Here is a 25411-nt window from a genome sequence, read left to right on the forward strand (position 1 = left end):
GGCGACGGGCCTGCCGACCTTGAGGCGGCCGGGCGCCGAATCGAAAGACGCATCCGGCCCGCCGTCAGCGGGATCCCTTGGCGAGAGTGCGGGGGCTCGAATCCTTGAGAGATTTTCCACGTCCCGACAGGCTCGGATTGGTCATGAAGTACTTGTGGGCGTTGAAGGGCTCCTCGCCCTTTGCGCGGATGATGCGTTCGCTCGTCCCGTCGGGCAATACCCTCCAGCTCTGCTCGTTGTCGAGCAGATTGGCGAGCATGATCTGGTCGAGGACCTGCTGATGCACCGTCGGGTTGTGGATCGGCAGCAGCGCCTCGACGCGCCGGTCGAGGTTGCGCGGCATCAGGTCGGCCGAGGAGATGTAGAGATGCGCCTTCGAGGTCGGCAGGCCGTGGCCGTTGCCGAAGGCATAGATGCGCCCGTGCTCCAGGAAGCGGCCGACGATCGACTTCACCCGGATGTGGTCGGAGAGCCCGGGAATGCCGGGCCTCAGGCAGCAGATGCCGCGCACGACGAGATCGATCTGAACCCCAGCCTGCGAGGCTTCATACAGCGCATCGATGACCACGGGGTCGACGAGCGCGTTGCACTTGCCCCAGATCGCGGCCGGCCGCCCCGCCCTGGCATGGCCGATCTCCTCGCGGATGTGCTGCAGGATGCGCGCCTTGAGCGTCACCGGCGAGACGGCCATGCGCACGAGCTCGGCCGGCTCCGCATAGCCGGTGATGAAATTGAAGATACGCGCCACGTCCCCCGCGATCACCGGATCGGCCGTGAAATAGGAGAGATCGGTATAGACGCGCGCGGTGATCGGGTGGTAGTTGCCCGTGCCCACGTGGCAATAGGTGACGAGCTGGCCGCCCTCGCGCCGCACCACCATCGAGAGCTTGGCGTGCGTCTTGAGCTCGATGAAGCCGAAGACGACCTGCGCGCCGGCCCGCTCGAGGTCGCGGGCCCAGCGGATGTTCGCCTCCTCGTCGAAGCGCGCCTTGAGTTCGACGAGCGCAGTCACCGACTTGCCGGCTTCTGCCGCCTCCGACAGCGCCTTGACGATGGGGGAGTCCGAAGACGTGCGGTAGAGCGTCTGCTTGATCGCGACGACGTTCGGGTCGCGCGCCGCCTGCTGCAGGAACTGCACCACCACGTCGAAAGACTCGTAGGGGTGGTGCACCACGATGTCCTTCTGGCGGATGGCGGCGAAGCAGTCGCCGCCGTGCTCGCGGATGCGTTCGGGGAAGCGGGCGTTATAGGCCTTGAACTTGAGGTCCGGCCTGTCGAGGCTGACGAGCTGTGACAATTCGTTGAGCGCCAGCATCCCGTCGACGACGAAGATCTCGTCCGACGAGACGTCGAGTTCGTCCGCCACGAAGGCGCGCAGCGCCTCCGGCATCCCGGCCTCGATCTCGAGGCGGATGACGGTGCCGCGCCGGCGCTGTTTCAGCGCCGACTCGAACAGGCGCACGAGATCCTCCGCCTCCTCCTCGATTTCGAGATCGGAGTCGCGGATGACGCGGAACGAGCCCTGCCCCTTCACCGTGTAACCGGGGAAGAGCTTGCCGGTGAACAGCACGATCGCCTGTTCGAGCGCGATGAAGCGCTGAGCCCCCGTCTCGGCGAAATCCGGCAGGCGGATGAAGCGCTCGATCTTGCTCGGCACGCGGATGAGGGCGCTCAGCGCCCGGTTGTCGCCGGCGCGGAAGAGCGACAGGGCGACCGAGAAGCCGAGATTGGGAATGAAGGGAAACGGATGCGCCGGGTCGATGGCGAGCGGCGTCAGCACGGGAAAGACGTGGTGAAGGAAATAGTCCTCCAGCCACGAGCGTTCCGCCTTGGTGAGATCCGTGCCGTCGGCGAGGACGATGCCGTTCTCCAGCAGTTCGTCGCGCAGCTCGCGCCAGCGTCTCTGCTGGTCGCTGGCGAGAACAGAGACCTCAGCGCTGATCTTGGCGAGTTGCTCGGCCGGCGTCAGCCCGTCCTGCGAGGGGGTGACGACGCCCACGCGCACCTGCCCGCGCAGGCCTGCGACGCGCACCATGAAGAACTCGTCGAGGTTGTTCGCCGAGATCGACAGGAAGCGCAGCTGTTCGAGCAGCGGATGGTTGCGGTTGGACGCTTCCTCCAGCACCCGCCGGTTGAACTGCAGCCAGGAGAGCTCGCGATTGATGAAGCGCTGCGGCGACTGGCGCAGGGCCTCGCCCTCGGGCGCAACGCGCTCGGCGGGTGGTCGGGCTGCCGGCTCCACCTCGGCGCGCACCGCAGGCTCCAGCACCTCGACCGCCCGACGATCCGCCTCGCTCTGCACCGTTGTCTCCCGCCGTCGTTGCCGTTCGTTCTTGTCCTACTTGTACGACATTTCCGCGACGAAGGGCGAAGCTTTGTCAGCCCTCTTCCCCGCGCAGCAGGCTCTGGACGACGTCCGTGGCCATGGCGCGTGTGATGCGGCGGCCGCGGCTCAGCGCCTCGCGGTCGAGAAGCGCCACGACCCGTTGCGCCACGGCGAGCGAGCGCTCGATGCGCACGGCGAGATAATCCACCACGCTCGTGTCGACCACGAGCTGCCGGTCGACGAAGAGCTTGACCAGCACAGCCTTGAGCAGGGCATCGTCCGGCGCGCCGAGCTCGACCGCCGGCGCGAGCCGCAGGCGCGACAGGAGATCGGGTGTGGCGAGGCCCCAGGCATCCGGCGGCGTTCTCGCCGTGAGCAGGGCATGGCCACCGCGCCCGCGCACCGCATTGAGCAGGTGAAAGAAGGCGTGCTCGTCGCGCGGGCCCGCGTCGCAGTCCTCGACGACGACCGTCCCGCCAGGGGCGAGTTCCGCCACGCTCTCTTCCGTCAGTTCCGCCGCCCTGACAGTCCACGCACAGGCACGCGCGGCCCAGATGGCGGCAAGATGCGTCTTGCCCGAGCCGTCCGGCCCAAGGAGTCGCACGACCCGGTCCGGCCATTCCGGCCAACGCTCGATCAGGGCATAGGCCACCTCGTTGCAGGGGCTGACGAGGAAATCCTCGGCCCCGTAGCGCGGCTCGACGGGCAGATCGAGCGGAAGCTGGCGTGGCGGTTGTGGCATGGCACTCGGATATGCTTGGTACTCGTTACGCTGGCCGGCGCGGCACGCGCCGGCTCAGGCATCCGTCTCGGGGCCCGGCGGGGGAGCAGTCAGGGTCCCGTACAACGGGCTCGCCAGATACTGCCGGATGGCGAAGCGGGCCAGCACCCCGAGGGCCGCGGCAAGCGGCACGGCGAGCAGCAGGCCGACGAAGCCGAAGAGCGAGCCGAAGGCGAAGAGCGCGAACATCAGCCACACCGGATGGAGCCCCACCGCCCCGCCGACGAGCTTCGGGGACAGGATGTTGCCCTCGATGAACTGGCCGAAGAAGAAGATGCCGAGAGTGGCGGCGACCATGGTCCAGTCCGGCCAGAACTGGACGAGCGCCACGCCGGCGGACAGGAGAAGGCCGGTCATCGAACCGACGTAGGGAATGAAGGTGAGGAAACCGCTCACCAGGCCGATGAGGGCGCCGAAATTGAGACCGAGGGCGGTGAGCCCCACGGCGTAGAAGGTGCCGAGAATGATGCACACGAGCGCCTGCCCGCGGATGAAGCCGGAGATGGCGCGGTCCATCTCGCTCACCAGCGCCCGCACCGTCTCGCGATGACGGCGCGGCAGCCAGCCGTCGACGGTCGCCACCATGCGGTCCCAGTCGACAAGCAGGTAGAAGGCGACGACCGGGGTCACGACGAGCAGGGCGAAGACATTGACGATCGCCTGCCCGCCCGACCACAGGGACTGCAGGAAGGCGCCGAGCCACTTCGCACCCTGGCTGACCACATCGCCAAGCGACTTCTGCATGTTGGCGAGGGCCTCGCTGCCTCCCAGATGCTCGAGCAGCGGCCCGCCCTGCTCGGCGAAGAGCTGCTGCAGCCGCGCCACCGTCGGCGGCAGCCTGTCGATGAAGGCCGAGAGCTGGCTGGTGGCGATCGGCACGAGGAGGACGAGCGCAAGGATGAAGATGAGGACGAAGAGCCCGAGGATGATGAGCGTCGCCCACAGCCTTCCGATGCGCAGGCGCTCCAGGCGGTCGGCCAGAGGATCGAGGAGATAGGCGAGCGCAAGCCCGGCGACGAAGGGCAGAAGGATGTCGCGCAGGATGAAGAGGAAGGCGACGATGACGAGGAGCGTCGCGACCCAGAAACCGATCTGTCGCTGAATGGTCATGCGTCCTCGGGTCCCTTGCAGCGGGCGATCCTTCGCTCGGCTGCGCGCCTCAGGCCGCCATGTGGCGCAGCCAGACGGCGAGATAGGCGCCAGCCGAGATCAGCGTCAAGACGGCCACCACGGCCATGACGGCATCCTCGACGAGGCCGAGGTCCACGCCGAAGGCGCGGGCGCCAAGGACGAGCGCGGCAAACGAGATCTGCGCCGCCGTATTGGCCTTCGACACGACGAGCGGCTTGATCTCGACCGGCTTGTCCATGAGCCAGGAGACGATGACCGCCATCAGGATCATCAGGTCGCGCGACACGACGAGAATGGCGATCCAGCCCGGCAGAACGCCGACGATCGACAGGCTGACGTAGATCGACACGAGCAGCGCCTTGTCGGCGAGGGCGTCGATATAGGCGCCGAGCTCGCTCTTCATGTTGAAGCGGCGGGCAATGAAGCCGTCGACTGCGTCGGACACGCCTGCGACCACGAAGAGGACGAAGGCGAACTGCCAGCGCCCGGCCCCGATCATGGCCACGATGAGCGGCACCAGGAAGAGCCGGGCTATGGTGATGAGGTTCGGAAGGGTCATTCGCGGAACCGACCGGCAGAGGGGAATACCGAATGTAGGACGTGGCTCACGAAACCGCGAGGGGCCGCGCCGGCGACAGGCCCCTTGCGCGCAAGCCCCTGTCGTCGTACTGCCCGCCGCGACGAATTCGACTGGCGCGGGCGATGGCGCGATCGCCGCGGGAGACCACACGGGCGATGCAGAACGACGAGCCGAAGAACGCGGCGAACGGCCTCACCTATGCTGACGCGGGCGTGGACATCGATGCCGGCAATGCCATGGTCGACGCCATCAAGCCGCTGGTGCGCGCCACGCGCCGCCCCGGGGCCGATGCGGAGATCGGCGGCTTCGGCGGCCTCTTCGACCTGAAGGCGGCCGGCTTCACCGACCCGATCCTGGTCGCAGCCAACGACGGTGTCGGCACCAAGGTCAAGATCGCCATCGAGACCGGCATCCACGACACCGTCGGTATCGACCTCGTGGCCATGTGCGTCAACGACCTCGTCGTGCAGGGCGCCGAACCGCTGTTCTTCCTCGACTATTACGCCACCGGCAAGCTGGAGCCCGCGGCGGGCGTCGCGATCGTCAAGGGCATCGCCGAGGGCTGCCGGCAGGCGGGCTGCGCCCTCATCGGCGGCGAGACGGCGGAAATGCCCGGCCTCTACGCGGCCGGCGACTACGATCTTGCCGGTTTCGCCGTGGGCGCGGCCGAACGCGGCCGCCTTCTGCCGCGCGGCGACGTGAAGCCGGGCGACGTGCTTCTCGGGCTTCCTTCTTCCGGCGTCCACTCGAACGGCTTCTCGCTCGTGCGCAAGGTCGTGGCGAATGCCGGCCTTGCCTGGGATGCGCCTGCCCCCTTCGCGCCGGGCACGGCACTCGGCGCCGCCCTCCTCACGCCGACGCGCATCTACGTGCGCGAGCTCCTCCGCGCGCTGAAGCGCTCGGAGGCAATCAAGGCGCTCGCGCATATCACGGGCGGCGGCTTCCCCGACAACATTCCTCGCGTCCTGCCGGATGGCACCGGCGCCCGCCTCGATCTGTCGGCGATCGCGGTTCCCCCGGTCTTCGGCTGGCTCGCCCGTGCGGGCGGCATCGCCGAGGCCGAGATGCTGCGCACCTTCAACTGCGGCATCGGCATGGTGGTGGTGGCGGATGCCGCGGCGGCGGAGGACGTCGCCGGGGCGCTCGCGGCGGAGGGCGAAGCCCCCGTCCGGCTCGGCACGATCGTCGCGGCCGAGGCCGGCGCGCCGCGCGTGACGACGACGGGGCATCTCGCGCTGTGACCTCATCCGGTCCCAACCGCCGTCGCACGGCCATCCTCATCTCCGGGCGCGGATCGAACATGACCGCGCTCATCGAGGCCGCGCGCGATCCGCAGTACCCGGCCGACATCGTCCTCGTCCTCTCGAACCGCCCCGAGGCGGCGGGCCTCGCCCGCGCGACGGCAGCCGGTATCGCGACGGCTGTCATCGACCACAAGCTTTTCGGCAAGGACCGCGCCGCCTTCGACCAGGCGCTCGATTCCGTGCTGGCCGAGCACGGCATCGAGCTCGTCTGCCTCGCCGGTTTCATGCGCGTGCTGACGCCCTGGTTCGTCGAGCGCTGGACGGGACGGATGCTCAACGTTCACCCTTCCCTCCTGCCTGCCTTCCGCGGACTGGATACGCACCGCCGTGCCCTGGAAGCCGGCGTGCGCGAGCACGGCTGCACGGTGCATTTCGTCGTGCCCGAGCTCGACGCCGGCCCCATCATCCGGCAGGCTGCCCTTCCCGTCCTTCCCGGCGACACGGAGGAAACGCTCGCCGCGCGCGTGCTCGCGCAGGAGCACGTCATCTACCCGGCCGCGCTCGCCCAGGTCGCTTCTGGCAAGGCGCGTCTCGAGGGCGACCACGTGGTCTTCGCGCCGGAGGCTCAGGCAGGCGCGCGCACCGCGGCGCGCTCGTGACCGGGCGCTCGCCCGCGGCAGACGCCGGAACCTCGTCCAGTCGAGCCCCGCCAACAGCTTGGGCGCGACATCGGATTCGACCCGACCAGCGGGACGGCCGGCCCCCGATCTGATTCTCCTTCCACAGATCGGCCGCCAAGCTCTTGAAAATCCGGCTTTTCAGCCCACGCGGGCGCGACCTTGCGCTAGAGCACTTCCCGATTCAATTGAATCGGGAAGTGCATCTATCTTTTTGAGAATAGAGCATTTTCTTCGCCGAACCGGCGACCACCTCGGCGGAAAATGCTCTAGCGCGGCTCAGCCCAGGCCGAGCAGATCGAGGTGCGGCAGGCCGGCCCGGTCGCGCACCTCCTGCTGCCAGGCCTGCAGGAGGACCGCCCGCCGGCCGGGAATGCGCTCCGCCAGCGGTTCGAGCTCGAGGATGCGATCCGTACGGAAATGGCGAAAGCCCTGCCTGAGCTCGCACCAGGCCACGGCGATGCGCTTGCTCTCGTAATAGGTCAGCGCGAGCGGCCACACGATCCGGTCTGTTTCCTGGCCGTCCTCGGCGCGGTAGAGCAGGCGCAGCTTGCGGCCGTCGCGAATGGCGACCCGCAGTTCGCCGAGATCGACGGACGACGGGTTCTCGGTCCATGGCGGCGGAACCAGCAGGCGATTGTCGAGGAACACGGGCCTCAGCCTCTCGGGCACCATCGCCTCGATCTTGGCGACGACATCGAGCGCGGCGCGCGCCAGATCGCGGTCACCCCGGCCGACGACCCAGCGCAGCCCGAGCATGACGGCCTCGAGCTCGTCGGGCGTGAACATCAGGGGCGGCATGTCGAACCCGCGGTCGAGCACGTAGCCGATGCCCGCCTCGCCGCGCACCGGCACGCCCTGCCCGATCAGCGCGGCAACGTCGCGATAGACGGTACGGACCGAGACTTCGAGTTCCGCGGCGATCACGTCGGCCGTCACGGGCCGGCGATGCCGGCGCAGGATCTGGAGCAGGTGCAGCAATCGGTCGGCGCGGCGCATCGGGCGGATCCTGGCCTCGTGTCGTGCCAGCCGCGGCAACAGCGAAACGCTTGGACGGCCGGCTCGGTTGCGACGTTTCACCGATGGCGAGGGCCCTCGCGCGGGCGCAAGGCAGGCGCGGCCGACCCTTGGCATCATCGGTTCCCGGCAACATGGCGGTATGCTGCTGACAGCACGCTGTCAGGAATGTGGCAGTAGACGAGCCATCGGCCAATCTTTCCCTGGGCGGATGCCATGATCACCCTTTACGCGTTCGGGCCGGGTTTCGGTCTCTCCGACCTCAGCCCCTTCGTCATCAAGGCCGAGATTCTCCTGAAGATGGCCGGCCTGCCCTACCGCACCGACAGGGGCGGCTTCTCGAAGGCTCCCAAGGGCAAGCTCCCCTATATCCGCGACGGGGAGCGCGTCGTCTGCGACTCCACCTTCATCAGGCTCCATCTCGAAGAGCGCCACGACATCGACTTCGATGAGGGACTATCGGCGCTCGAACGCGCGACCGGTTGGGCCTTCGAGAAGATGTGCGAGGAGCACCTCTATTGGGCGCTGGTCAGCGAACGCTGGCTGATGGAAGAGAATTTCGCCAAGGTGCGGGCAGCGATCTTCGACCAATTGCCCTGGCCGCTCAGGACCCTCGTGCCCCCGCTCATCCAGAGGAAGGTCCGCAAGGCCCTGGTAGCGCAGGGGTTCGGCCGCCATTCGCGCGAGGAAATGCTGCTGCTGGCGCGCTGCGATATCGAGGCCATCGCGACGCAACTCGGCGACAAGCCCTTCATGATGGGCGCGGCACCGAAGGGCGTGGACGCGACTGTCCACGCCTTCCTGATGACGGTCTCGAGCGCCGATCTCGCCTCGCCACTCGTCGCCTACACGCGCGAGCATGCCAATCTCGCCGCCTACATGCAGCGCATGCAGGATCGCTTCTACGCCGAACCGGCGATGACGGAAGCCGCCTGACCGGCGGTCAGCCGCCTCGGCTCACCTTGCAGGCGAGAAGCGCGTCCTCGGCCTTGGCACGGGCGCTGTCACTGAAGTAGCCCGTCGAGCGGAAGGCGTCGAACTCGTCAGGCGTCATCGCCTTCGCCACGCGGGTGGCGTAGCAGCCGCAGCGCTGGGCGTAGTTGTCGGTCTTCGATTCGGTTTCGCCCCACTGGCGCACGACACAGGCGTCGAGAATCTGTGTGCGGATCTGCTCGTTGCTGAGGCTGGAATAGTCCTTGGGCAGCCCCGCCGGGGCGGCAGAGGCCGGCGGCGGCGCGGCGCCCGCGAAGGCTGCGGCGGATGCGGCCATCGCCCCGGCCAGAACGAGAGAAAACAAGACCCCACGCTTCGTCATCGCTGTCGCCCCGCTCCGCGCTTCCGGCAACGGGCCGCACACCCGTCGCCAGGTCCCGCCCGTGATCAATTCTGATGAGCCAGGGCGGGATGGAACGGAGAACCGGTACCCGCCTTTCATCATCCCGCTCTGGCACGCGCTCGTTGTCGCGCGTGCTGCGGCGCGTCAAGCGCCAAAGATGGCGGAGCAGGTCTGCGGGACGATCAGATCGGACGCTTGAGGTTGCAGGCGTCGAGCGCTGCGAGCGCCTTGGCGCGGGTCACGTCGTTGAAATAGCCGGTTTGGCGGAAGGCAGCGACCTCGTCCTCGCCCATCGCGGCGATCGTCCTGTTGGCGTAACAGCGGCAGGGGCTGCGCAGGGTCTCCTGCGGCGTGCCCTGGAGCTGCGCCTGGGTCACGAGGCAGCCCTTGTAGGCGCGCTCGCCGATCTGCGGCCGGCTCAACCTGGCCGCGGTCGGATCCGGCGGCGGCAGGGCGGCCGTCGATCCGGCGGCGAAAGCCGATGTGGCGACGAACAGACCGATGGCGACCAGAAGCAAACCACGCACGCGCAACCTCCCAGCCTCGTTGCGGACGAGAGTATGTCGCCGGCTCACGCCTTGCTCAACCACACCTTGTTGTCGTGGAAGGCGGCGCCGCCGAAGGGAGCCGGCTGGTCGGCGCCCGTGAGCGTATTGATGCCGCGGCCGTCCTCGAAGGCACTGTTGGGCCAGATCGATTCGGCGATCAGCACACCGCGGCGCACGCCGTCATAGACCCGCGCGTGAAGGCGCACCTCGCCACGGCGGTTGCCGAGGACCACCCTCTCGCCGTCCGCGATGCCGAGGGCGGCCGCGTCGTCCGGATGGACGAAGACCTCCGGGCGCCCGCCCTCCTTGGCCTGCGACGTTGGCGTCTCGGTGAAGGTGGAATTGAGGAAGTTGCGCGCCGGGCTGGTGGAGAGGCGGAAGGGATGTTCGGCGTCCGCCTCCTCGATCACGGGCCAATGATCCGGCAGCGCCGGCATGGCCTGCCACGGCCCCATGGGACCGGCATTCGTCATGGGCACGCGGCTCCAGTCCGGCCTGAAGCGGAACCTGCCGTCCTCGTAGCCGAAGCCGTCGAGGAAATGCGCCTGCCGGAAGGGCGGCTGCACGTCGAGCCAGCGGCTGGCCTGGAGCTCCTCCACCGTGCCCCGGTCGGTATTGCGCAGCGTCCAGTCGATGAGCTCGCGCGCACTCATGGAAAAGCCCGGGTGCTCGGCGCCGAGGCGCCGGGCGAGCGCGCAGATGACCTCGTGGTTCGAGCAGCACTCTCCGGGGGGATCGACGAGCTTCGGCCCGAGGAGCACGTGCTGGTGCCCGCCGCCCTGATAGAGGTCGTCGTGCTCAAGGAACATGGTCGCCGGCAGCACGACGTCGGCCATCTTCGCCGTCTCCGTCATGAACTGCTCGTGGACGCAGACGAAGAGGTCCTCGCGGGCGAAGCCCTGCTTCACCCGCTCCTGCTCCGGCGCGACCGACACGGGATTGGTGTTCTGGATGAGCATGGCCTTGACCGGCGGCCCGTGGCGCAGCGCCTCCGCGTCGCCCGTGAGCACGCGCCCGATCTGCGACTGGTCGAGCTGCCGCACGGAGGCATCGAGCGCGTCGAGCCCCTCGATCATGGTCTTGCGCCAGCGGAAGATGCCGCTGTTCGAGTGCAGCGCGCCGCCGCCCTCGTGGCGCCAGGCCCCGAGCACGGCCGGAATGCTGAGCGCCGCGTGCATGCCAACCGCCCCGTTGCGCTGCCGCGCGAAGCCATAGCCCAGGCGGAAATAGGCGGCCCGACGCTCGCCGAGGAGCGCGGCGAAGGCCTCGATCTCGGCGGCGGGAAGGCCCGTGATGGCGGAGGCCCATTCCGGCGTCCGCGACTTCAGATGCGCCTCGAGCTCGTCCGGACAGTCCGTGTATTGCGCGAGATAGTCGCGATCGGCGTGGCCGTCGCGGAAGAGCACGTGCATGACGGCGCAGGCAAGCGCCGCATCCGTGCCCGGCCGCAGCAGGAGCGCCATGTCCGCCTGCTTCATCGTCGCGTTCATGTAGACGTCGACGGCCACGATCCTGGCGCCGCGCTCCTTGCGCGCCTTGAGGGCGTGGGTCATGACGTTGACCTGTGTGTGCACCGCGTTGGTGCCCCACAGGACGATGCAGTCCGACTTCGCCATCTCGCGCGGGTCGGTGCCGGCGAGCCGGCCGGTGCCGGCGATATAGCCCGCCCAGGATAGAGCCGTGCAGATGGTGGAATACTGGCGGGAGTATTTCTTGACGTGGCGCAGGCGGTTGATGCCGTCGCGCATCACGAGGCCCATCGTGCCCGCGTAGTAGTAGGGCCAGACGCTCTCAGGGCCGAAGTCGCGCTCGGCCGCGAGGAATCGCTCGGCCACGATGTCGAGCGCCTCGTCCCAGGAGATGCGCTCGAACTCCCCCGCCCCCTTCGGGCCGACGCGCTTCAGGGGATGCAGGACACGCCCGGGGCTGTGCACGCGCTCGGCATAGCGCGCCACCTTGGCGCAGATCACGCCCGCCGTGTAGCTGTTGTCGCCCGCCCCGTGGAGGCGCCCGATGGTGCGGCCGTCGATCACCTCGACGTCGAGGGCGCAGGTCGACGGGCAGTCGTGGGGGCAGGCTGAGAAGCCGCGCGTGATCTTGGGCTGAACGGTCATCGTCTTCGGAACGGTTCCAGGTTCGCGGATGATGCCCGCGGGTCCACGTCGCGTCGAGCCCTCCATCCATGAAGAAAGGCGGGCCGAGGCCCGCCTTCCGTTCATGAATGCACCGAGCGGAGCGTGCTCAGCCGACGATCTCGTTGCCGGAGAAGAACTGGGCGATCTCGATCACCGCCGTCTCCGGCGCATCCGAGCCGTGCACCGAGTTCTCGCCGATCGACTTGGCGAAGAGCTTGCGGATCGTGCCGTCGGCGGCCTGGGCGGGGTTCGTCGCCCCCATCACGTCGCGGTACCTGGCGATGGCGTTCTCGCCCTCGAGCACCTGCACCACGACCGGGCCGGAGGTCATGAACTCGACGAGCTCGCCGAAGAAGGGGCGCTCCTTGTGCACCGCGTAGAAGGTCTCGGCCTGCTCGCGCGTCATGCGGATGCGCTTCTGCGCCACGATGCGCAGGCCCGCCTGCTCGATGACGGCGTTGATGGCGCCCGTGAGATTGCGCGCCGTCGCATCGGGCTTGAGGATCGAAAAGGTGCGCTCGAGAACCATGAGCTGCTCGTCTCGTCGTTTTGCGTTGCGGGAAATGTGGCGGGGCTTATAGCCGCCGACGCCGGCCGTCACAAGACACCGCGTGGGCCCGCAACGCGCGAAAATGAACGGCTTCCGGCATTTTGGTTCATGTATGAACTATTTGCTTGGAAGCGCACGCGCCCTCGCCTAGCATCTGCAGCATCGACGGCAGCACGGCCGCATGAGCCGGAGCCTTGAAAGCAGAAGCGTCGAGGAGGAGACCATGGCAGGCAATGTCAATATGCGCGCGGGAATGGTGCGTCTGGGCGCGATGGCGCTGATCGCCGGAAGTCTGGCATCCGCCGGCCAGGCGCGGGCCCAGGCCCAGGATGTGATCGGCACCTGGCTCAGCGAGAGCAAGGAAACCCGCGTGCGCGTGGCCCCCTGCGGCGCGGCGCTCTGCGGCACCATCGTCTGGGTGAAGGGCGACGCCAGGGACGAGAACAATCCCAACGCGGCGCTGCGCACACGCAGCCTCGTGGGCGTGCAGATGATGACGGACATCAGGCCGAGCGGTGCGCCCGGCGAATATGCCGGGTCGCTCTACAACTACAAGGACGGCAAGACCTACAGCGGCAGGATGAAGGTGAAGGGGGGCAATGCCCTCGAGCTCTCGGGCTGCGTGCTCGGCGGCCTCATCTGCCGCGGACAGACCTGGTCGCGCGTCAACTGACGCGCGGTCCCCGCCGGAACGAGAACGGGCGGCCCGAAGGCCGCCCGCCGTTGCCTCGACCCACAACGTACCCCTTACAGGGCACGCTGTCCAAAGAGGATCTTCTGCGCCTCCTTGTCGGTGGCGAGATCAAGTTTACCACGATCCTCGGCATTCACCGCAAGGCCTCGTTGAACGGCCGGGCGCGCGAGCACCGTGTCGAGCCAGCGCTTGAGGTGTGGAAAGTCGCTGATGTCCTGGCCCTGCCGCTCCCACAGCTTCGCCCAGCCCACGCAGGCGATGTCGGCGATCGAATAGTCTCCGGCCAGGAACTCCCGGTCGGCGAGCCGCCGGTTCATGACGCCGTAGAGGCGGTTCGTCTCGTTGGTGTAGCGATCGACGGCATAGGGCAGTCTTTCCGGCGCATAGATGCGGAAATGATGCGTCTGGCCCGCCATCGGCCCGAGGCCCGCCATCTGCCAGAAAAGCCACTGCTCGACTTCGACACGCCGGCGCTCGTCGGCCGGATAGAACTTGCCGGTCTTGCGGCCGAGATATTGCAAGATGGCGCCGGACTCGAAGACGGAGATCGGCTTGCCGTCCGGCCCTTCCGGATCGACGATCGCCGGCATCTTGTTGTTCGGCGAAATGGCGAGGAACTCCGGCTTGAACTGGTCGCCCCGGCCGATGTTCACGGAATGCACCGTGTAGGGAAGGCCGCATTCTTCCAGCATGATCGAGATCTTCCAGCCGTTCGGTGTCGGCCAGTAATAGAGGTCGATGGGCTTCGTCTGCGTAGCGGCCATGCCTGCTGCTCCTCGCCTCGCGGCCATCCGCGATATGAACGGGATGTAATCCGCGCCGCGTGCTCGGACAATGTGCGCCAGCGCACAGTCCGGTTGCATGGGGCTGCGGCAGCCGCGTGCCCCGTCGAGGCGCGGCATCGCGGGCGCGGGAAGGCGAACCGGGAATGTTCCATCGTTTCCGGGTTTCATCCATGGCCCGGCGGCGGTCACCTCCCGAATGTGCGTCGCGGGGATCCGCGGCGACGGCACGGCCCTGATCGATGCCGGCGGCCGCCCGGCACGGATGGGCACGACTGATCGACTTCGCGGATCACCACGGGCCGGCGGACGAGTACCATCTGTCGGAGCTGGCCCACCAGGCGCGAACAAGAAAGCCGAGAGGAAACTGCCAGTGCGCACCCAGGTTGGTATCGTCGGCGCCGGTCCGGCCGGCCTGCTCCTGTCCCATCTCCTGCACCTGCACGGGATCAGCTCCGTCATCCTCGAGAACCGCTGCAGGCATTATGTCGAGGAACGCATTCGCGCCGGCGTCCTCGAACAGGGCACCGTCGACCTCCTGAACGACACCGGCCTCGGCGAGCGCATGCGCCGCGAGGGCCTCGTGCATCACGGCATCGAGCTGTCCTTCTCCCGCCGCCGCCATCGGATCGACCTGAGCGAGCTCACCGGCGGAAAGGCCATCACGGTCTACGGCCAGCACGAGGTGGTGAAGGATCTCATCGCCGCGCGCCTCGCCGCCGGCGGCGAGATCCTCTTCGAGGTCGCCGACGTCGCCGTGCACGACCTCGAGACGGACCGCCCGCGCATCACGTTCTCCCAGGACGGCAAGCCGCAGGAGCTCGTCTGCGACTTCATCGCCGGCTGCGACGGCTTCCACGGCGTCTGCCGGCCAAGCATCCCGGAAGGGGTGCTCACGACTTACGAGCGCGTCTATCCCTTCGGCTGGCTCGGCATCCTCGCCCATGTCGCTCCCTCGTCGGAGGAGCTGATCTACGCGCACCACGAGCGCGGCTTCGCCCTGCACAGCATGCGCTCGCACGAGATCACGCGCCTCTACGTGCAATGCGACCCGCACGACGACATCAAGAACTGGCCGGACGAGCGCATCTGGCAGGAACTGCACCTGCGCCTCGAGAACGACACCAACTGGAAGCTCGCCGAAGGCCCCGTCATGCAGAAGGGCATCACGCCCATGCGCAGCTTCGTCGTCGAGCCGATGCAGTACGGCCGCCTGTTCCTCGCCGGCGATGCGGCGCACATCGTGCCGCCGACGGGCGCCAAGGGCATGAATCTCGCGGTCGCCGACGTACGCCTCCTCTCCCGCGCGCTCGACGCCTTCTACGTCAGGGGAAACCGGGAGCTGCTCGCGGCCTATTCAGCCACCTGCCTGCGGCGCATCTGGAAGGCGCAGCGCTTCTCCTGGTGGATGACGTCGATGCTGCACCGCTTCGACCATCACAGCCCCTTCGAGCAGCGTGTGCAGCTCGCCGAGCTCGACTACGTGACGGGCTCACGGGCGGCGGCGACCTCCCTTGCCGAGAACTACGTCGGCCTGCCTTTCGAGGATTGAACCCGGCCGCAGGCGGCAATGGCCGGCCGGGCGCGCGACAGGCGTTCGGCCCTCCTCCCCGCGGCGCGCCCATGGGTTTGCCCCCTGCGGGGAGCGTCCATTGTCTGCCCCCTCGGGGACTTGCCTCGATCATCTTTTCCGGGCGGAATGCGGCCGCTTGCTGTTCGGGCTTGAAGGGGGGCTGCGTGTTGCGGCGCCGGGCCGGGGACGGCAACGGGTTCAGGAGGGATATCCATGCTGAACAAGGTCCTCGGTGCCGCCGCAGCCGCCGTGCTCGTGGCTTCCCTGACGACGCCCGTCGCGGCGCAGACCGCCCAGCCGGCGAAGCCCGCGCCGACGCAGACCGCGCCCGCAGCCCCGGCACAGCCCGCCGCGCCGGCGACGGAGACAGAGAAGAAGGAAGCGACCCCCGCCCAGCAGGCGGCGCGCAACCGCATGAAGGAATGCGGCGCCGAGTGGCAGAAGATGAAGGCCGAGAACAAGACCGGCGGCAAGACCTGGCGGCAGTTCTCGAGCGAATGCCTCAAGGCCAAGAGAACGAACTGACCGAAGAGGAACGAACTGACCGCGCGGGCGGGACGAGCGAAGCCCATCGACCTGTCCCCGGGCTTCACGGCCTCGTGTCTTACTTCGGCCCGGAAACGGGCCGATCATCAAGACGTCGAGGCAACGACTGCTCCGAAAATCGAGACCCTTCGGGCAGCCCTCACGCCCCGGCCTCACGGCCGGGGCGTTTTTGTGCGGGATGCCGGTCGCCGCCAATTCAAAGGTGCTTGGAAAAGCCCTGGTGGCTCGCCGCATAGCCGTGCCGCGCATGGAAGCGATGGACATCCGGCCTGCTCTTGTTGGAGGTCAGCTTGAGCAAGGTCGCGCCGCGCGCGCGGGCCTCGTCCTCCGCAAAGGCCAGCATGGCGGCGCCGATCCTGCGCGAGCGCAGATCGGGGCGAACCTGAACGGCGCGCAGCAATGCCGTCACCGCGCCGCGTCCGGTGAGGCCCGGCATGATCGTCAGCAGGAAAGTGCCCGCGACGGCGCCGTCGACCTCGGCCACGCAGAGGAGGCTGTCCGGGCTTTCGGCGATGCGGCGTCGGGCCAGCTCGTACAGCGGGCTCGTCTCCTCGCTCCACGCATCGCCGTAGCCGTGGCCGGAGGCGCCGTCCGCTTCGTGCAGGCGCACGATCGCCTCGAGGTCCGATGCCGTTGCCGCACGCAGCACGAGCCCGGCGACGCTCAACCGTCTCATGCCGCGGAACGGCTTTCGACCGGCAGAACGTCTTCCGGTGCGCCGAAGCCCGGCAGGCTCTCGATCCGCGCCCCCGCGCGTCAGGCGGTCGAACTCCCGGAACATCCATTCGCGCGCCGCCAGACGTTCATCGAGCGAGCCGCCGCTGAAGCGGCCGGTCTTGTCGGCGAGATATTCGAGAATGGCGGCCGACTGCACGAACAGGGAAAGCCACCCTCCTGACGGTCTCCCTGGCCGAAGCAGATCTGGGCAAGGCCTGTTTCGACAAGGTCTTCTCCGTGAACGTCAATCTCTTCTGGCTCGACGCGTCCCGTGAACTCTCCGTCATCAGACGCGCACTGGCGCCGCAAGGCATCCTGCTGCTGATCTACGAGCCTCCGGCGGCCGCCGAGGTTCTCACGATCGCTGACAGGCTGGCGCCCATGCTCGCGGCGAACGGCTTCCGCGTCGAGGCCGTCCGCCGCCATACGGAAGGCTCGGCCCCGCTGCTCGCCGTCTCGGCCAGACCGATCCCCACCTCTTAGAGCGGCTTCCTGAGCTTCCTCGCGAGAACGCCGATGATGCCCTCGCGGAACAGAAGCACGCAGACGACGAAGATGGCGCCCTGCACCACCGTCACCCAGGCGCCGAGATGGGCGAGGTAGTTCTGCATGGTGACGATCACCGCCGCTCCGACGATGGGGCCGAAGACCGTGCCCATGCCGCCGACCAGCGTCATCAGCACCACCTCGCCCGACATCGACCAGTGCACGTCGGTCAGCGAGGCGAGCTGGAAGACGATGGCCTTCGTCGCACCGGCAAGGCCCGCGAGTGTCGCCGACAGCACGAAGACCATGAGCTTGTAATGATTGGCCCGGTAGCCGAGCGAAATGGCGCGCGGCTCGTTGTCCCGAATAGCCTTCAGCACCTGCCCGAAGGGCGAGTGGATCATGCGGTAGATGGCGAGGAGACCGAACAGGAAGATGCCCGCCACGATGTAGTAGAGCACGCGGTCGTCGGCGATGCTGACGATGCCGAGGAGACGGCCGCGCGGCACGGCCTGGATGCCGTCCTCGCCGCCCGTGAACTTCGCCTGCAGCGAGAAGAAGAACACCATCTGGGCGAGCGCCAGGGTGATCATGGCGAAATAGATGCCCTGGCGCTTGATGGCGAGCCATCCGAAGACGAGGCCGAGCGCGCCCCCGGTCGCCGTGCCGGCGAGGATGGCGACTTCCGGCGTCAGCCCCCAGACCTTGGCGGCATGGGCGCAGACATAGCTCGCGATGCCGAAATAGGCGGCATGGCCGAAGGACAGGAGGCCGCCATAGCCGAGCAGCAGGTTGAAGGCGCAGGCGAAGAGCGCGAAGCACAGCACCTTCATGAGGAACACGGGGTAGAGCACGAAGGGTGCCACGAGAAGCAGGGCCGCGATCCAGACGAAGACCGCCCGGTGGAAGGCGGCCGTCTCCACCACCTCGCGCCGCGCGCCGCCGACGGAAAGCCGTTCGCTCACGCTCGCCATCACGCATTCCTCCCGAACAGACCGGCCGGCTTCACGAGCAGCACGAGCACCATGATGACGAAGATCACGGTCGAGGCCGCCTCCGGATAGAACACCTTGGTGAGGCCTTCGACGAGGCCGAGCCCGAAGCCGGTGACGATCGAACCGAGGATCGACCCCATGCCGCCGATGACGACGACGGCGAAGACCACGATGATGATGTCGGCCCCCATGTTGGGGTTGACCGAATAGATTGGCGCGGCGAGCACGCCCGCGAGCGCGGCGAGCGCCACCCCGAAGCCGTAGGTGAGCGTGACGAGGCGCGGCACGTTGATGCCGAAGGCCTGCACCAGCGTGGGGTTCTCGGTCGCGGCGCGCAGATAGGCGCCGAGCTTCGTCTTCTCGATGACGAACCAGGTGGCGAGGCAGACGACGAGCGAAGCGACGACCACCCAGCCGCGGTAGTTCGGCAGGAACATGAAGCCGAGGTTGTGCCCGCCGGTCAGCTCAGGCGGAATGCCGTAGGGCAGGCCCGATACACCGTACTGGTTGCGGAACAGGCCCTGGATGATGAGTGCCAGGCCGAAGGTCAGTAGCAGGCCGTAGAGATGGTCGAGCCGGTAGAGCCGCGAGATGAGCAAACGCTCGATCACGACGCCGAAGGCACCGACCACGAGCGGCGCCAGGAGGAGCGCCCACCAGTAGCCGACGCCCGCGTAGTTGAGCAGCATCCACGCCACGAAGGCACCCATCATGTACTGGGCGCCGTGCGTGAAATTGATGATGTTCAGGAGCCCGAAGATGATCGCGAGCCCCAGGCTCAGGATCGCATAGAACGAGCCGTTGATGAGGCCGAGCAAGAGCTGGCCGAACAGCGCCTGTGGCGGAATTCCGAGTAGCTCGAACATCGTGCGAGATCCGCGGGGAGCCTTTGACTGGACGTGGAAGGCTGGAAAACGAGGCAGGCGCCGATCGTTCGGCGCCCGCCGGGTCGGGGAAGGGCCAGTCAGCCCTTGACGAGCGGGCAGCCGCCCTCGTTGAGCGGGCGGAAGGCTTCCGCCGCCGGAATCGTGGCGAGGAGCTTGTAGTAGTCCCAGGCGGCCTTCGACTCCTCGGGCTTCTTCACCTCGAAGAGATACATGTCGTGGATCTTGCGGCCATCGGCCCGCACCTGCCCCTTGCCGAAGAGCGGATCGTCCGTCGGCAGCTCCTTCATCTTGGCCATCACGGGCCCGGCGTCCTTGCTCTTCGCCGCCTCGATGGCCTTGAGATAATGCAGGACGCCCGAGTAGACGCCGGCGTGCACCATGCTCGGCATCTTGCCGCCGCTCTTCTCGGCGAAACGCTTGGAGAAGGCGCGCGAGGCGTCATCCCGATCCCAGTAGAAGGATTCCGTCAGGACGAGCCCCTGCGCCGCCTTGAGGCCGAGCGCGTGCACGTCGGTGATGAAGATGAGGAGGCCCGCGAGATTCTGCCCGCCCTGGGTCACGCCGAACTCGGCCGCCTGCTTGATGGTGTTGATCGTGTCGCCGCCCGCATTCGCAAGGCCGATGACCTTGGCCTTCGACGCCTGGGCCTGCAGCAGGAAGGAGGAGAAGTCGCTGCCGGGGAACGGGTGGCGGATGGTGCCGAGCACCTTGCCGCCGGCCTTCTTCACCACGTCGGCTGTGTTCTGCTCGAGCGAGTGGCCGAAGGCGTAGTCCGCCGTGATGAAGAACCAGCTGTCGCCGCCCTTCTTCACCATGGCGCCGCCGGTGCCCTTGGCAAGCGCATAGGTGTCGTAGGTCCAGTGGATGGTGTTGGGCGAGCACTGCGGCCCGGTGAGGTCGGTGGAGCCGGCACCCGAGTCGATGAAGATCTTGTTCTTCTCGCGCGTGACCTGGTTCACGGCGAGTGCGACGGAGGAGGTCGGCACGTCGAAGATGGCGTCGACGCCGTCCTGGTCGTACCACTTGCGGGCGATGCTCGCGCCGATGTCGGGCTTGTTCTGGTGGTCGGCCGAAACGACCTCGACCTTCAGCCCCCTGTCGGCGGCCTTGAAGTCCTCGATCGCCATGCGCGCGGCGATCACCGACCCCTCGCCCGACAGGTCGGCGTAGACGCCCGAGCGGTCGTTCAGCACGCCGATCTTCACGGCGGTCTGCGCCTCGGCCATGCCGGCGAGCGCCCCGACGAGCGCGGTTGCGAGCAGCATCGTCTTGAGTTTCATGACTTCCTCCCAATGGACCCGTGGGCGCGGGCCGTGTTCAAGGCGTCTTCAGGCAAAGCAGCTACCGATTGGCCAGGGCCGGCTTCAGCCGACCCCGGATGACTGCACGCGGCCTGCGGACGGATCCGACGGGCCGCGCACAAACGAACGACACGTGCACCAGGCGCTACACGCCGAGATAGGCGTGCAGCTTGTCGATATTGGCGTCGAGCTCGGCATTGGGGATCATGTCGACCACCTTGCCCTGCTCGACGACATAGTGGCGGTCGGCCACGGTCGAGGCGAAGCGGAAGTTCTGCTCCACGAGGATGATCGTGAAGCCTTCCTGCTTCAGCCGCGCGATGGTGCGGCCGATCTGCTCGACGATGACGGGCGCGAGGCCCTCGGTCGGCTCGTCGAGCAGGAGAAGACGTGCGCCAGTGCGCAGGATGCGGCCGATGGCGAGCATCTGCTGCTCGCCGCCGGAAAGCTTCGTCCCCTGGCTGGCGAGGCGCTCCTTGAGGTTGGGGAACAGCTCGAAGATCTGCTCCACGGAGAGGCCGCCGGGCTTCACCTGCGGCGGCAGGAGGAGGTTCTCGTGCACGGACAGGCTCGAGAAGATGCCGCGCTCCTCCGGGCAGTAGCCGATGCCGAGCCTGGCGATGGCGCGCGACGGCAGGCGGATGGTCTCCACCCCGTCGAAGGCGATCGAGCCCCTGCGCTTCTGCATGATGCCGATGATCGAGCGCAGCGTCGTCGTCTTGCCGGCGCCGTTGCGGCCGAGGAGCGTCACCACCTCGCCGGGCGCCACGTCGAAGTCGATGCCGTGCAGGACATGCGATTCGCCGTACCAGGCCTCGAGCCCTCGGACCTTGAGAAGCGGCGCATCCGCGGCGACGGCGGACGGCGTTGCGGCGAGCTGCGCCTCAGCCATGACCAACCCCGATGTAGGATTCGAGAACGCGCGGGTCCTTCGACACCGTGGCGTAGTCGCCCTCGGCGAGGATGCGCCCGCGCGCGAGCACGGTGATGCGGTCGGACAGCGACGCGACGACCGACAGGTTGTGCTCGACCATCAGGATGGTGCGGTCGGCCGCGACGCGGCGGATGAGCTCGGCCGTGCGGTCCACGTCCTCGTGGCCCATGCCCGCCATCGGCTCGTCGAGCAGCATCATCTCGGGATCGAGCGCGAGCGTCGTGGCGATTTCGAGCGCGCGCTTGCGCCCGTAGGAGAGTTCGACGGCCGGAATGTCGGCGAAATCGGCGAGACCCACCGCCTCCACGAGCGCCATGGCCTCCCCGTCGAGCGCCTTCAGGAGCCGCTCGGAGCGCCAGAAATCGAAGGAGGAGCCGCGCTTGCGCTGCAGCGCGATGCGCACATTCTCGAGCACAGTCAGGTGCGGGAAGACGGCGGAGATCTGGAACGAGCGCACGAGCCCCAGGCGCGCCACATCCGCCGGCTTCATCGCCGTGATGTCGCGGCCGTTGTAGACGATCGCGCCCTTCGTCGGCGTGAGAAATTTCGTCAACAGATTGAAGCAGGTTGTCTTGCCGGCGCCGTTCGGGCCGATGAGCGCATGGATCGTGCCACGCTTGACGTGCAGATCGACGCCGTTGACCGCGACGAATCCTTTGAATTCGATCGTCAGATCTTTGGTCGCGAGAATGGTGTCGGCATCCATCAGGCCGCATTCCTCCCGGCTGCCGTTGTTGTTGGAGATGAACTCTCTTAGCAAGATTTGTGCACCGCCGCGAACGGCGGTGTCAATGAGCGTGGAGGCCAGTTGCGACTTTGGTCTAGTGCAAAAGTAGCAATTTGAAACGATGTAAAGCCGGCTCGCGACGGAAACACCGCTCGGCCTTCACCTCAGACCAGCGCCTTCTCGAAGAAAAACTCGCGCGAATTGGAGATGTCGCCGAGGTCGCGGATCTCGCGGCCGCGAACGTAGCCGAGCTTCTCGTAGAGCCGGTGCGCATCGTTGAAACGCGTGTCCGACCAGAAGAACATCCGCTCGGCTCCGCATCCGCGCGCATGATCCTCGACGAGGCCCACGAGGCGCCCCCCGAGCCCCTGCCGACGCATGTCCGAGCGCACGTAGAGCCGGTGCAGCTCGGCCGCCCCCGCCTGCGGGAAATCGACCGCCACGCAGGCCCCGGCCCGTCCGCGCCGGTCCTCCACGACCCAGAACGCCCCCCTGCGCTCGGCAAAGGCTGTCGCCGGCCTGACGAGATCCGGCAGGTCGCCGTGCGGATCGACGAAACAGCCCGGATATTCCGCAAAACACAGCGCAAGGAGGCCGAAGAGATCCTGGGCGTCCTCGTCGCGCACGGCCCGAACAAGCAAGTTGCTCACGCTACCCTCACCCATACTCCTCCGCCCCTGCCCTCCGGCTCTCCACGTCCGAGACCGGCGATTGCCGGACGAGAACGTCGCCGAATGGGCATATTCCCGATGCTCGCCGCCTGTCCACCGCCGGCCGGACGGCTCACCATGCCCGAGCGCGCATGCGAAGGGCCTGCGAATGCGCTAGAATTGCGCCGTTGGCTGCGCAGGGGAGGCTTCGCACGAGCGGAGGAGAGCAGAACGCGGGAACAACCCAGGAGGAACCTATGAGCGAGCAAAGGCAAGGCCAGGCAGGTTCCGACGGATCAGAAGCACCGACCTTCTCTTCCTTCAAGGAATTCTATCCCTTCTATTTGCGGGAGCACGCCAACCGCACGTCGCGCCGGCTGCACGTCGTGGGTACGGTTCTCGGTCTCGCCCTGGTGATCATCGGCCTCGGCACGGGGCGGCTGGCCTACGTGTTGCTCGGTCTCGTCGTCGCCTATGGGCTGGCCTGGATCGGGCACTTCTTCTTCGAGCACAATCGGCCGGCGACCTTTCGCCATCCGGTCTACAGCCTGATGGGCGACCTCGCGATGGCGAGCGATATCCTGCGCGGGCGGATTCCCTGGTGAGGGGTGAACCTTCGCCTCATCCGGACGGCAGGGGTCATGAGCCCGGGGGAGTAAGCTGCCGCTCCATCACCACGGCCGGAATGTCCGCGCGCCCGCCGCAACCGACGGTTCCGCAGAGGCGGGTGAAGCCGCACGCCTCGTAGAAGCGGATGGCGGGAGCATTCTGCGGTTCCACCTCCAGTCGCACGACCTTCGCGCCCGGAAAGCGCGCGAGCGTCGCGTCAAGGAGGAGCCGGCCGATGCCCCGGCCCTGCGCCTCCGGCAGTACGTAGAGCCGGGAGAGGGACAGGCCCTCGTCCTCGGTCGACCGCGCGGCCAAGGTGGCGACGATCCGACCGCCGAGCTCCGCCAGCAGGACGACCGCCCGCGGCTCGCTGATCTCGCGCGTCAGCCTGGCGAAGGAATGCCAATCATCGGTGATCGCCGTCACCTTCTCGGCGCCGAAGACGGCATCGTAGGTGGCGTGCCACGTCTCGACGAGGAGCGCGCGGACGGCGGCGACATCCGCCGGCTCCACATTACGGATCGTCACCGCGCCGCCCATCGCGCTCCCCAGTGGTTCCTCCCCGCGCCATCGAGCGCGAGGCTGCCGTGATCATTCGAGGCCAAGCTTGGCCTTGAGCAGCTCGTTCACCGCCTGCGGGTTGGCCTTGCCGCCGGTCGCCTTCATCACCTGGCCGACGAACCAGCCGAGCATGGTGGGCTTGGCCCTGACCTGCTCCACCTTGTCGGGATTGGCGGCGATGACCGCCTCGATGGCCGTCTCGATGGCGCCGGTGTCGGTGACCTGCTTCATGCCGCGCGCCTCGACGATGGCGCGCGGATCGCCGCCCTCGGTCCACACGATCTCGAAGAGGTCCTTGGCGATCTTGCCGGAGATCACGCCCTCGCCGATGAGGTCGACAATGGCGCCGAGCTGGGCCGCCGAGACAGGAGAGGTGGTGACGTCCCTGCCCTCCTTGTTGAGGCGGCCGAAGAGCTCGTTGATCACCCAGTTCGCCGCCGTCTTGCCGTCGCGGCCCTTCGCGACCGCCTCGAAGAAATCGGCCGTCTCGCGCTCGGCGACGAGCACCGTCGCGTCATAGGCCGACAGCCCGTAGTCCTTGATGAAACGCGCCTTCTTCTCGTCTGGCAGCTCCGGCAGGTGCCGCGCCAGATCCTCGATGAAGGCCTCGTCCAGGGTGAGCGGCAGCAGGTCGGGATCGGGGAAGTAGCGGTAGTCGTGCGCCTCCTCCTTGGAGCGCATGGAGCGCGTTTCGCCCTTGTTGGCATCGAAAAGGCGCGTCTCCTGCTCGATGACGCCGCCGTCCTCCAGGATGCCGATCTGGCGCCGGGCCTCGTATTCGATGGCCTGGCCGATGAAGCGGATCGAATTGACGTTCTTGATCTCGCAGCGTGTGCCGAAGGGCTCGCCCGGCCGGCGCACGGAGACGTTCACGTCGGCGCGCAGGTTGCCCTTCTCCATGTCGCCGTCGCAGGTGCCGAGGTAGCGCAGGATGGTGCGCAGCTTCGTGACATAGGCCTTGGCCTCCTCCGACGAGCGCAGATCCGGCTTCGACACGATCTCCATCAGCGCGACGCCCGAGCGGTTGAGATCGACGAAGCTCATGCTCGGGTGCTGGTCGTGCAGCGACTTGCCGGCGTCCTGCTCGAGATGCAGGCGCTCGATGCCGACCTTGATGGTCTCGCCGTCGGCGAGGTCCACCGTCACCTCGCCCTCGCCCACGATCGGGCTCTTGTACTGGCTGATCTGATAGCCCTGCGGCAGGTCCGGATAGAAGTAGTTCTTCCGGTCGAACACCGAGACGCGGTTGATCTGCGCCTTCAGGCCGAGGCCCGTGCGCACCGCCTGGCGCACGCATTCCTCGTTGATCACCGGCAGCATGCCGGGCATGGCCGCATCGACGAGCGAGACATGGTCGTTCGGCTCGCCGCCGAAGACCGTCGAGGCGCCGGAGAACAGCTTGGCGTTGGAGGTGACCTGGGCATGGATCTCCATGCCGATGATCACCTCCCAATCGCCGGTGGCGCCCTTGATCAGCTTCTTCGGATTGACGGTTGCGTGCATGATCGATCTCCGTTGGCCCCGGCTTGGCGCGACCATGGCGCTTCCGTCAAGACCTTCGTGCGGCGACCGTCCGGACATGGAGCGATTTTGCCCGACGGCATGGGCTTGACGCCCCGAATGC

At 67.5% G+C, this 25411-nt stretch carries 27 protein-coding genes; 8 read left to right on the top strand and 19 right to left on the bottom strand.

The features are described 5' to 3' along the window. Positions 1-64 precede the first annotated feature (64 nt). The 4 genes from QNA08_RS02720 to QNA08_RS02735 form a co-directional block, all read right to left on the bottom strand. Positions 65-2254, bottom strand: a complete 2190-nt coding sequence (locus QNA08_RS02720) for an RNA degradosome polyphosphate kinase (protein ID WP_422679848.1) — start codon at positions 2252-2254, stop codon at positions 65-67. Positions 2255-2378: 124 nt separating this feature from the next. Further along, a complete protein-coding gene (locus tag QNA08_RS02725; protein WP_283739124.1) occupies positions 2379-3068 on the bottom strand; it encodes a P-loop NTPase family protein in 690 nt (229 codons plus the stop codon). Positions 3069-3122: 54 nt separating this feature from the next. Further along, complete coding sequence (locus tag QNA08_RS02730; RefSeq protein WP_283739125.1) at positions 3123-4217, bottom strand: AI-2E family transporter; 1095 nt, start codon at positions 4215-4217, stop codon at positions 3123-3125. Between the two features lie 49 nt (positions 4218-4266). Next, complete coding sequence (locus tag QNA08_RS02735) at positions 4267-4797, bottom strand: CDP-alcohol phosphatidyltransferase family protein (protein WP_283739126.1); 531 nt, start codon at positions 4795-4797, stop codon at positions 4267-4269. Positions 4798-4973: 176 nt separating this feature from the next. Between QNA08_RS02735 and purM the strand changes: the two genes are divergently transcribed. Beyond that, positions 4974-6059, top strand: coding sequence for a phosphoribosylformylglycinamidine cyclo-ligase (gene purM, locus QNA08_RS02740; RefSeq protein WP_283739127.1), 1086 nt, complete (start codon positions 4974-4976; stop codon positions 6057-6059). Further along, a complete protein-coding gene (gene purN, locus QNA08_RS02745) occupies positions 6056-6721 on the top strand; it encodes a phosphoribosylglycinamide formyltransferase (protein ID WP_283739128.1) in 666 nt (221 codons plus the stop codon). The genes purM and purN overlap by 4 nt, the downstream gene beginning before the upstream one ends. A gap of 297 nt (positions 6722-7018) precedes the next feature. Here purN and QNA08_RS02750 read toward each other — a convergent pair whose 3' ends face one another. Next, entirely contained in the window at positions 7019-7738 is a 720-nt protein-coding gene (locus QNA08_RS02750) for a helix-turn-helix transcriptional regulator (RefSeq protein WP_283739129.1), read from the bottom strand. 234 nt (positions 7739-7972) lie between these two features. On the opposite strand from QNA08_RS02750, the gene QNA08_RS02755 reads away from it, so the two are divergent. After that, positions 7973-8692, top strand: coding sequence for a glutathione S-transferase family protein (locus QNA08_RS02755; RefSeq protein WP_283739130.1), 720 nt, complete (start codon positions 7973-7975; stop codon positions 8690-8692). A 7-nt stretch (positions 8693-8699) separates the two neighbouring features. Here the strand turns inward: QNA08_RS02755 and QNA08_RS02760 are convergent, their stop codons facing one another. From QNA08_RS02760 to ndk, 4 genes are all read right to left on the bottom strand, one after another. Next, the gene (locus QNA08_RS02760; RefSeq protein ID WP_283739131.1) at positions 8700-9071 is read right to left on the bottom strand and encodes a hypothetical protein; all 372 of its coding nucleotides are present in this window, start codon (positions 9069-9071) and stop codon (positions 8700-8702) included. Positions 9072-9274: 203 nt separating this feature from the next. Further along, positions 9275-9619 (bottom strand): hypothetical protein, encoded by a 345-nt coding sequence (locus QNA08_RS02765; RefSeq protein WP_283739132.1) that lies wholly within the window; start codon positions 9617-9619, stop codon positions 9275-9277. Positions 9620-9663: 44 nt separating this feature from the next. After that, on the bottom strand, positions 9664-11754 hold the full coding sequence (locus QNA08_RS02770) for a molybdopterin-containing oxidoreductase family protein (RefSeq protein WP_283739133.1): 2091 nt from the start codon (positions 11752-11754) through the stop codon (positions 9664-9666). Between the two features lie 127 nt (positions 11755-11881). Further along, on the bottom strand, positions 11882-12304 hold the full coding sequence (gene ndk / locus QNA08_RS02775; RefSeq protein ID WP_283739134.1) for a nucleoside-diphosphate kinase: 423 nt from the start codon (positions 12302-12304) through the stop codon (positions 11882-11884). A 202-nt stretch (positions 12305-12506) separates the two neighbouring features. Between ndk and QNA08_RS02780 the strand changes: the two genes are divergently transcribed. Next, positions 12507-12998: a DUF2147 domain-containing protein gene (locus tag QNA08_RS02780; protein WP_283739135.1), complete on the top strand. Its 492-nt coding sequence runs from the start codon at positions 12507-12509 to the stop codon at positions 12996-12998. 74 nt (positions 12999-13072) lie between these two features. Here QNA08_RS02780 and QNA08_RS02785 read toward each other — a convergent pair whose 3' ends face one another. Beyond that, entirely contained in the window at positions 13073-13783 is a 711-nt protein-coding gene (locus QNA08_RS02785) for a glutathione S-transferase N-terminal domain-containing protein (protein ID WP_283739136.1), read from the bottom strand. 391 nt (positions 13784-14174) lie between these two features. Between QNA08_RS02785 and pobA the strand changes: the two genes are divergently transcribed. Both pobA and QNA08_RS02795 read left to right on the top strand, forming a co-directional pair. Continuing rightward, entirely contained in the window at positions 14175-15353 is a 1179-nt protein-coding gene (gene pobA / locus QNA08_RS02790) for a 4-hydroxybenzoate 3-monooxygenase (RefSeq protein WP_283739137.1), read from the top strand. A 234-nt stretch (positions 15354-15587) separates the two neighbouring features. Further along, the gene (locus QNA08_RS02795; protein WP_283739138.1) at positions 15588-15899 is read left to right on the top strand and encodes a hypothetical protein; all 312 of its coding nucleotides are present in this window, start codon (positions 15588-15590) and stop codon (positions 15897-15899) included. A gap of 217 nt (positions 15900-16116) precedes the next feature. On the opposite strand, the gene QNA08_RS02800 is transcribed toward QNA08_RS02795, so the two are convergent. Beyond that, positions 16117-16794: a GNAT family N-acetyltransferase gene (locus QNA08_RS02800; protein WP_283739139.1), complete on the bottom strand. Its 678-nt coding sequence runs from the start codon at positions 16792-16794 to the stop codon at positions 16117-16119. A gap of 80 nt (positions 16795-16874) precedes the next feature. On the opposite strand from QNA08_RS02800, the gene QNA08_RS02805 reads away from it, so the two are divergent. Continuing rightward, on the top strand, positions 16875-17120 hold the full coding sequence (locus QNA08_RS02805; RefSeq protein WP_283739140.1) for a hypothetical protein: 246 nt from the start codon (positions 16875-16877) through the stop codon (positions 17118-17120). Here the strand turns inward: QNA08_RS02805 and QNA08_RS02810 are convergent. The 6 genes from QNA08_RS02810 to QNA08_RS02835 form a co-directional block, all read right to left on the bottom strand. Next, entirely contained in the window at positions 17117-18097 is a 981-nt protein-coding gene (locus QNA08_RS02810) for a branched-chain amino acid ABC transporter permease (protein WP_283739141.1), read from the bottom strand. The two genes, QNA08_RS02805 and QNA08_RS02810, sit on opposite strands and share 4 nt — an antisense overlap. After that, entirely contained in the window at positions 18097-18984 is an 888-nt protein-coding gene (locus QNA08_RS02815; protein WP_283739142.1) for a branched-chain amino acid ABC transporter permease, read from the bottom strand. Before QNA08_RS02815 ends, QNA08_RS02810 begins: the two co-directional genes overlap by 1 nt. A gap of 98 nt (positions 18985-19082) precedes the next feature. Further along, the gene (locus QNA08_RS02820) at positions 19083-20285 is read right to left on the bottom strand and encodes an ABC transporter substrate-binding protein (RefSeq protein WP_283739143.1); all 1203 of its coding nucleotides are present in this window, start codon (positions 20283-20285) and stop codon (positions 19083-19085) included. A 166-nt stretch (positions 20286-20451) separates the two neighbouring features. Continuing rightward, positions 20452-21198 carry an ABC transporter ATP-binding protein gene (locus QNA08_RS02825; RefSeq protein ID WP_283739144.1) on the bottom strand — a complete coding sequence of 249 codons (747 nt, stop codon included), beginning with the start codon at positions 21196-21198 and terminating at the stop codon, positions 20452-20454. Next, positions 21191-21946 (bottom strand): ABC transporter ATP-binding protein, encoded by a 756-nt coding sequence (locus QNA08_RS02830; RefSeq protein WP_283739316.1) that lies wholly within the window; start codon positions 21944-21946, stop codon positions 21191-21193. The genes QNA08_RS02825 and QNA08_RS02830 overlap by 8 nt, the downstream gene beginning before the upstream one ends. Positions 21947-22131: 185 nt before the next feature. Then, on the bottom strand, positions 22132-22617 hold the full coding sequence (locus QNA08_RS02835) for a GNAT family N-acetyltransferase (protein WP_283739145.1): 486 nt from the start codon (positions 22615-22617) through the stop codon (positions 22132-22134). Positions 22618-22874: 257 nt separating this feature from the next. On the opposite strand from QNA08_RS02835, the gene QNA08_RS02840 reads away from it, so the two are divergent. After that, entirely contained in the window at positions 22875-23222 is a 348-nt protein-coding gene (locus QNA08_RS02840) for an Mpo1-like protein (protein WP_283739146.1), read from the top strand. Positions 23223-23256: 34 nt separating this feature from the next. Here the strand turns inward: QNA08_RS02840 and QNA08_RS02845 are convergent, their stop codons facing one another. Together QNA08_RS02845 and gatB are read right to left on the bottom strand one after the other, a co-directional pair. After that, positions 23257-23754, bottom strand: coding sequence for a GNAT family N-acetyltransferase (locus QNA08_RS02845; RefSeq protein ID WP_283739147.1), 498 nt, complete (start codon positions 23752-23754; stop codon positions 23257-23259). 63 nt (positions 23755-23817) lie between these two features. Beyond that, positions 23818-25290, bottom strand: coding sequence for an Asp-tRNA(Asn)/Glu-tRNA(Gln) amidotransferase subunit GatB (gene gatB, locus QNA08_RS02850; RefSeq protein WP_283739148.1), 1473 nt, complete (start codon positions 25288-25290; stop codon positions 23818-23820). Positions 25291-25411 lie beyond the last annotated feature (121 nt).

The organism is Chelatococcus albus, from assembly GCF_030067675.1.
Classification (GTDB): domain Bacteria; phylum Pseudomonadota; class Alphaproteobacteria; order Rhizobiales; family Beijerinckiaceae; genus Chelatococcus_A; species Chelatococcus_A albus.

Excerpts from the sequence above, each read along its gene's own strand:
- QNA08_RS02725 (WP_283739124.1), bottom strand. The coding sequence starts at position 3,068 with ATGCCACAACCGCCACGCCAGCTTCCGCTCGATCTGCCCGTCGAGCCG.
- QNA08_RS02730 (WP_283739125.1), bottom strand. The coding sequence starts at position 4,217 with ATGACCATTCAGCGACAGATCGGTTTCTGGGTCGCGACGCTCCTCGTC.
- QNA08_RS02735 (WP_283739126.1), bottom strand. The coding sequence starts at position 4,797 with ATGACCCTTCCGAACCTCATCACCATAGCCCGGCTCTTCCTGGTGCCG.
- purM (WP_283739127.1), top strand. The coding sequence starts at position 4,974 with ATGCAGAACGACGAGCCGAAGAACGCGGCGAACGGCCTCACCTATGCT.
- QNA08_RS02750 (WP_283739129.1), bottom strand. The coding sequence starts at position 7,738 with ATGCGCCGCGCCGACCGATTGCTGCACCTGCTCCAGATCCTGCGCCGG.
- QNA08_RS02755 (WP_283739130.1), top strand. The coding sequence starts at position 7,973 with ATGATCACCCTTTACGCGTTCGGGCCGGGTTTCGGTCTCTCCGACCTC.
- QNA08_RS02760 (WP_283739131.1), bottom strand. The coding sequence starts at position 9,071 with ATGACGAAGCGTGGGGTCTTGTTTTCTCTCGTTCTGGCCGGGGCGATG.
- QNA08_RS02770 (WP_283739133.1), bottom strand. The coding sequence starts at position 11,754 with ATGACCGTTCAGCCCAAGATCACGCGCGGCTTCTCAGCCTGCCCCCAC.
- ndk (WP_283739134.1), bottom strand. The coding sequence starts at position 12,304 with ATGGTTCTCGAGCGCACCTTTTCGATCCTCAAGCCCGATGCGACGGCG.
- QNA08_RS02780 (WP_283739135.1), top strand. The coding sequence starts at position 12,507 with ATGAGCCGGAGCCTTGAAAGCAGAAGCGTCGAGGAGGAGACCATGGCA.
- QNA08_RS02785 (WP_283739136.1), bottom strand. The coding sequence starts at position 13,783 with ATGGCCGCTACGCAGACGAAGCCCATCGACCTCTATTACTGGCCGACA.
- QNA08_RS02795 (WP_283739138.1), top strand. The coding sequence starts at position 15,588 with ATGCTGAACAAGGTCCTCGGTGCCGCCGCAGCCGCCGTGCTCGTGGCT.
- QNA08_RS02810 (WP_283739141.1), bottom strand. The coding sequence starts at position 18,097 with ATGGCGAGCGTGAGCGAACGGCTTTCCGTCGGCGGCGCGCGGCGCGAG.
- QNA08_RS02815 (WP_283739142.1), bottom strand. The coding sequence starts at position 18,984 with ATGTTCGAGCTACTCGGAATTCCGCCACAGGCGCTGTTCGGCCAGCTC.
- QNA08_RS02820 (WP_283739143.1), bottom strand. The coding sequence starts at position 20,285 with ATGAAACTCAAGACGATGCTGCTCGCAACCGCGCTCGTCGGGGCGCTC.
- QNA08_RS02825 (WP_283739144.1), bottom strand. The coding sequence starts at position 21,198 with ATGGCTGAGGCGCAGCTCGCCGCAACGCCGTCCGCCGTCGCCGCGGAT.
- QNA08_RS02830 (WP_283739316.1), bottom strand. The coding sequence starts at position 21,946 with ATGGATGCCGACACCATTCTCGCGACCAAAGATCTGACGATCGAATTC.
- QNA08_RS02840 (WP_283739146.1), top strand. The coding sequence starts at position 22,875 with ATGAGCGAGCAAAGGCAAGGCCAGGCAGGTTCCGACGGATCAGAAGCA.
- gatB (WP_283739148.1), bottom strand. The coding sequence starts at position 25,290 with ATGCACGCAACCGTCAATCCGAAGAAGCTGATCAAGGGCGCCACCGGC.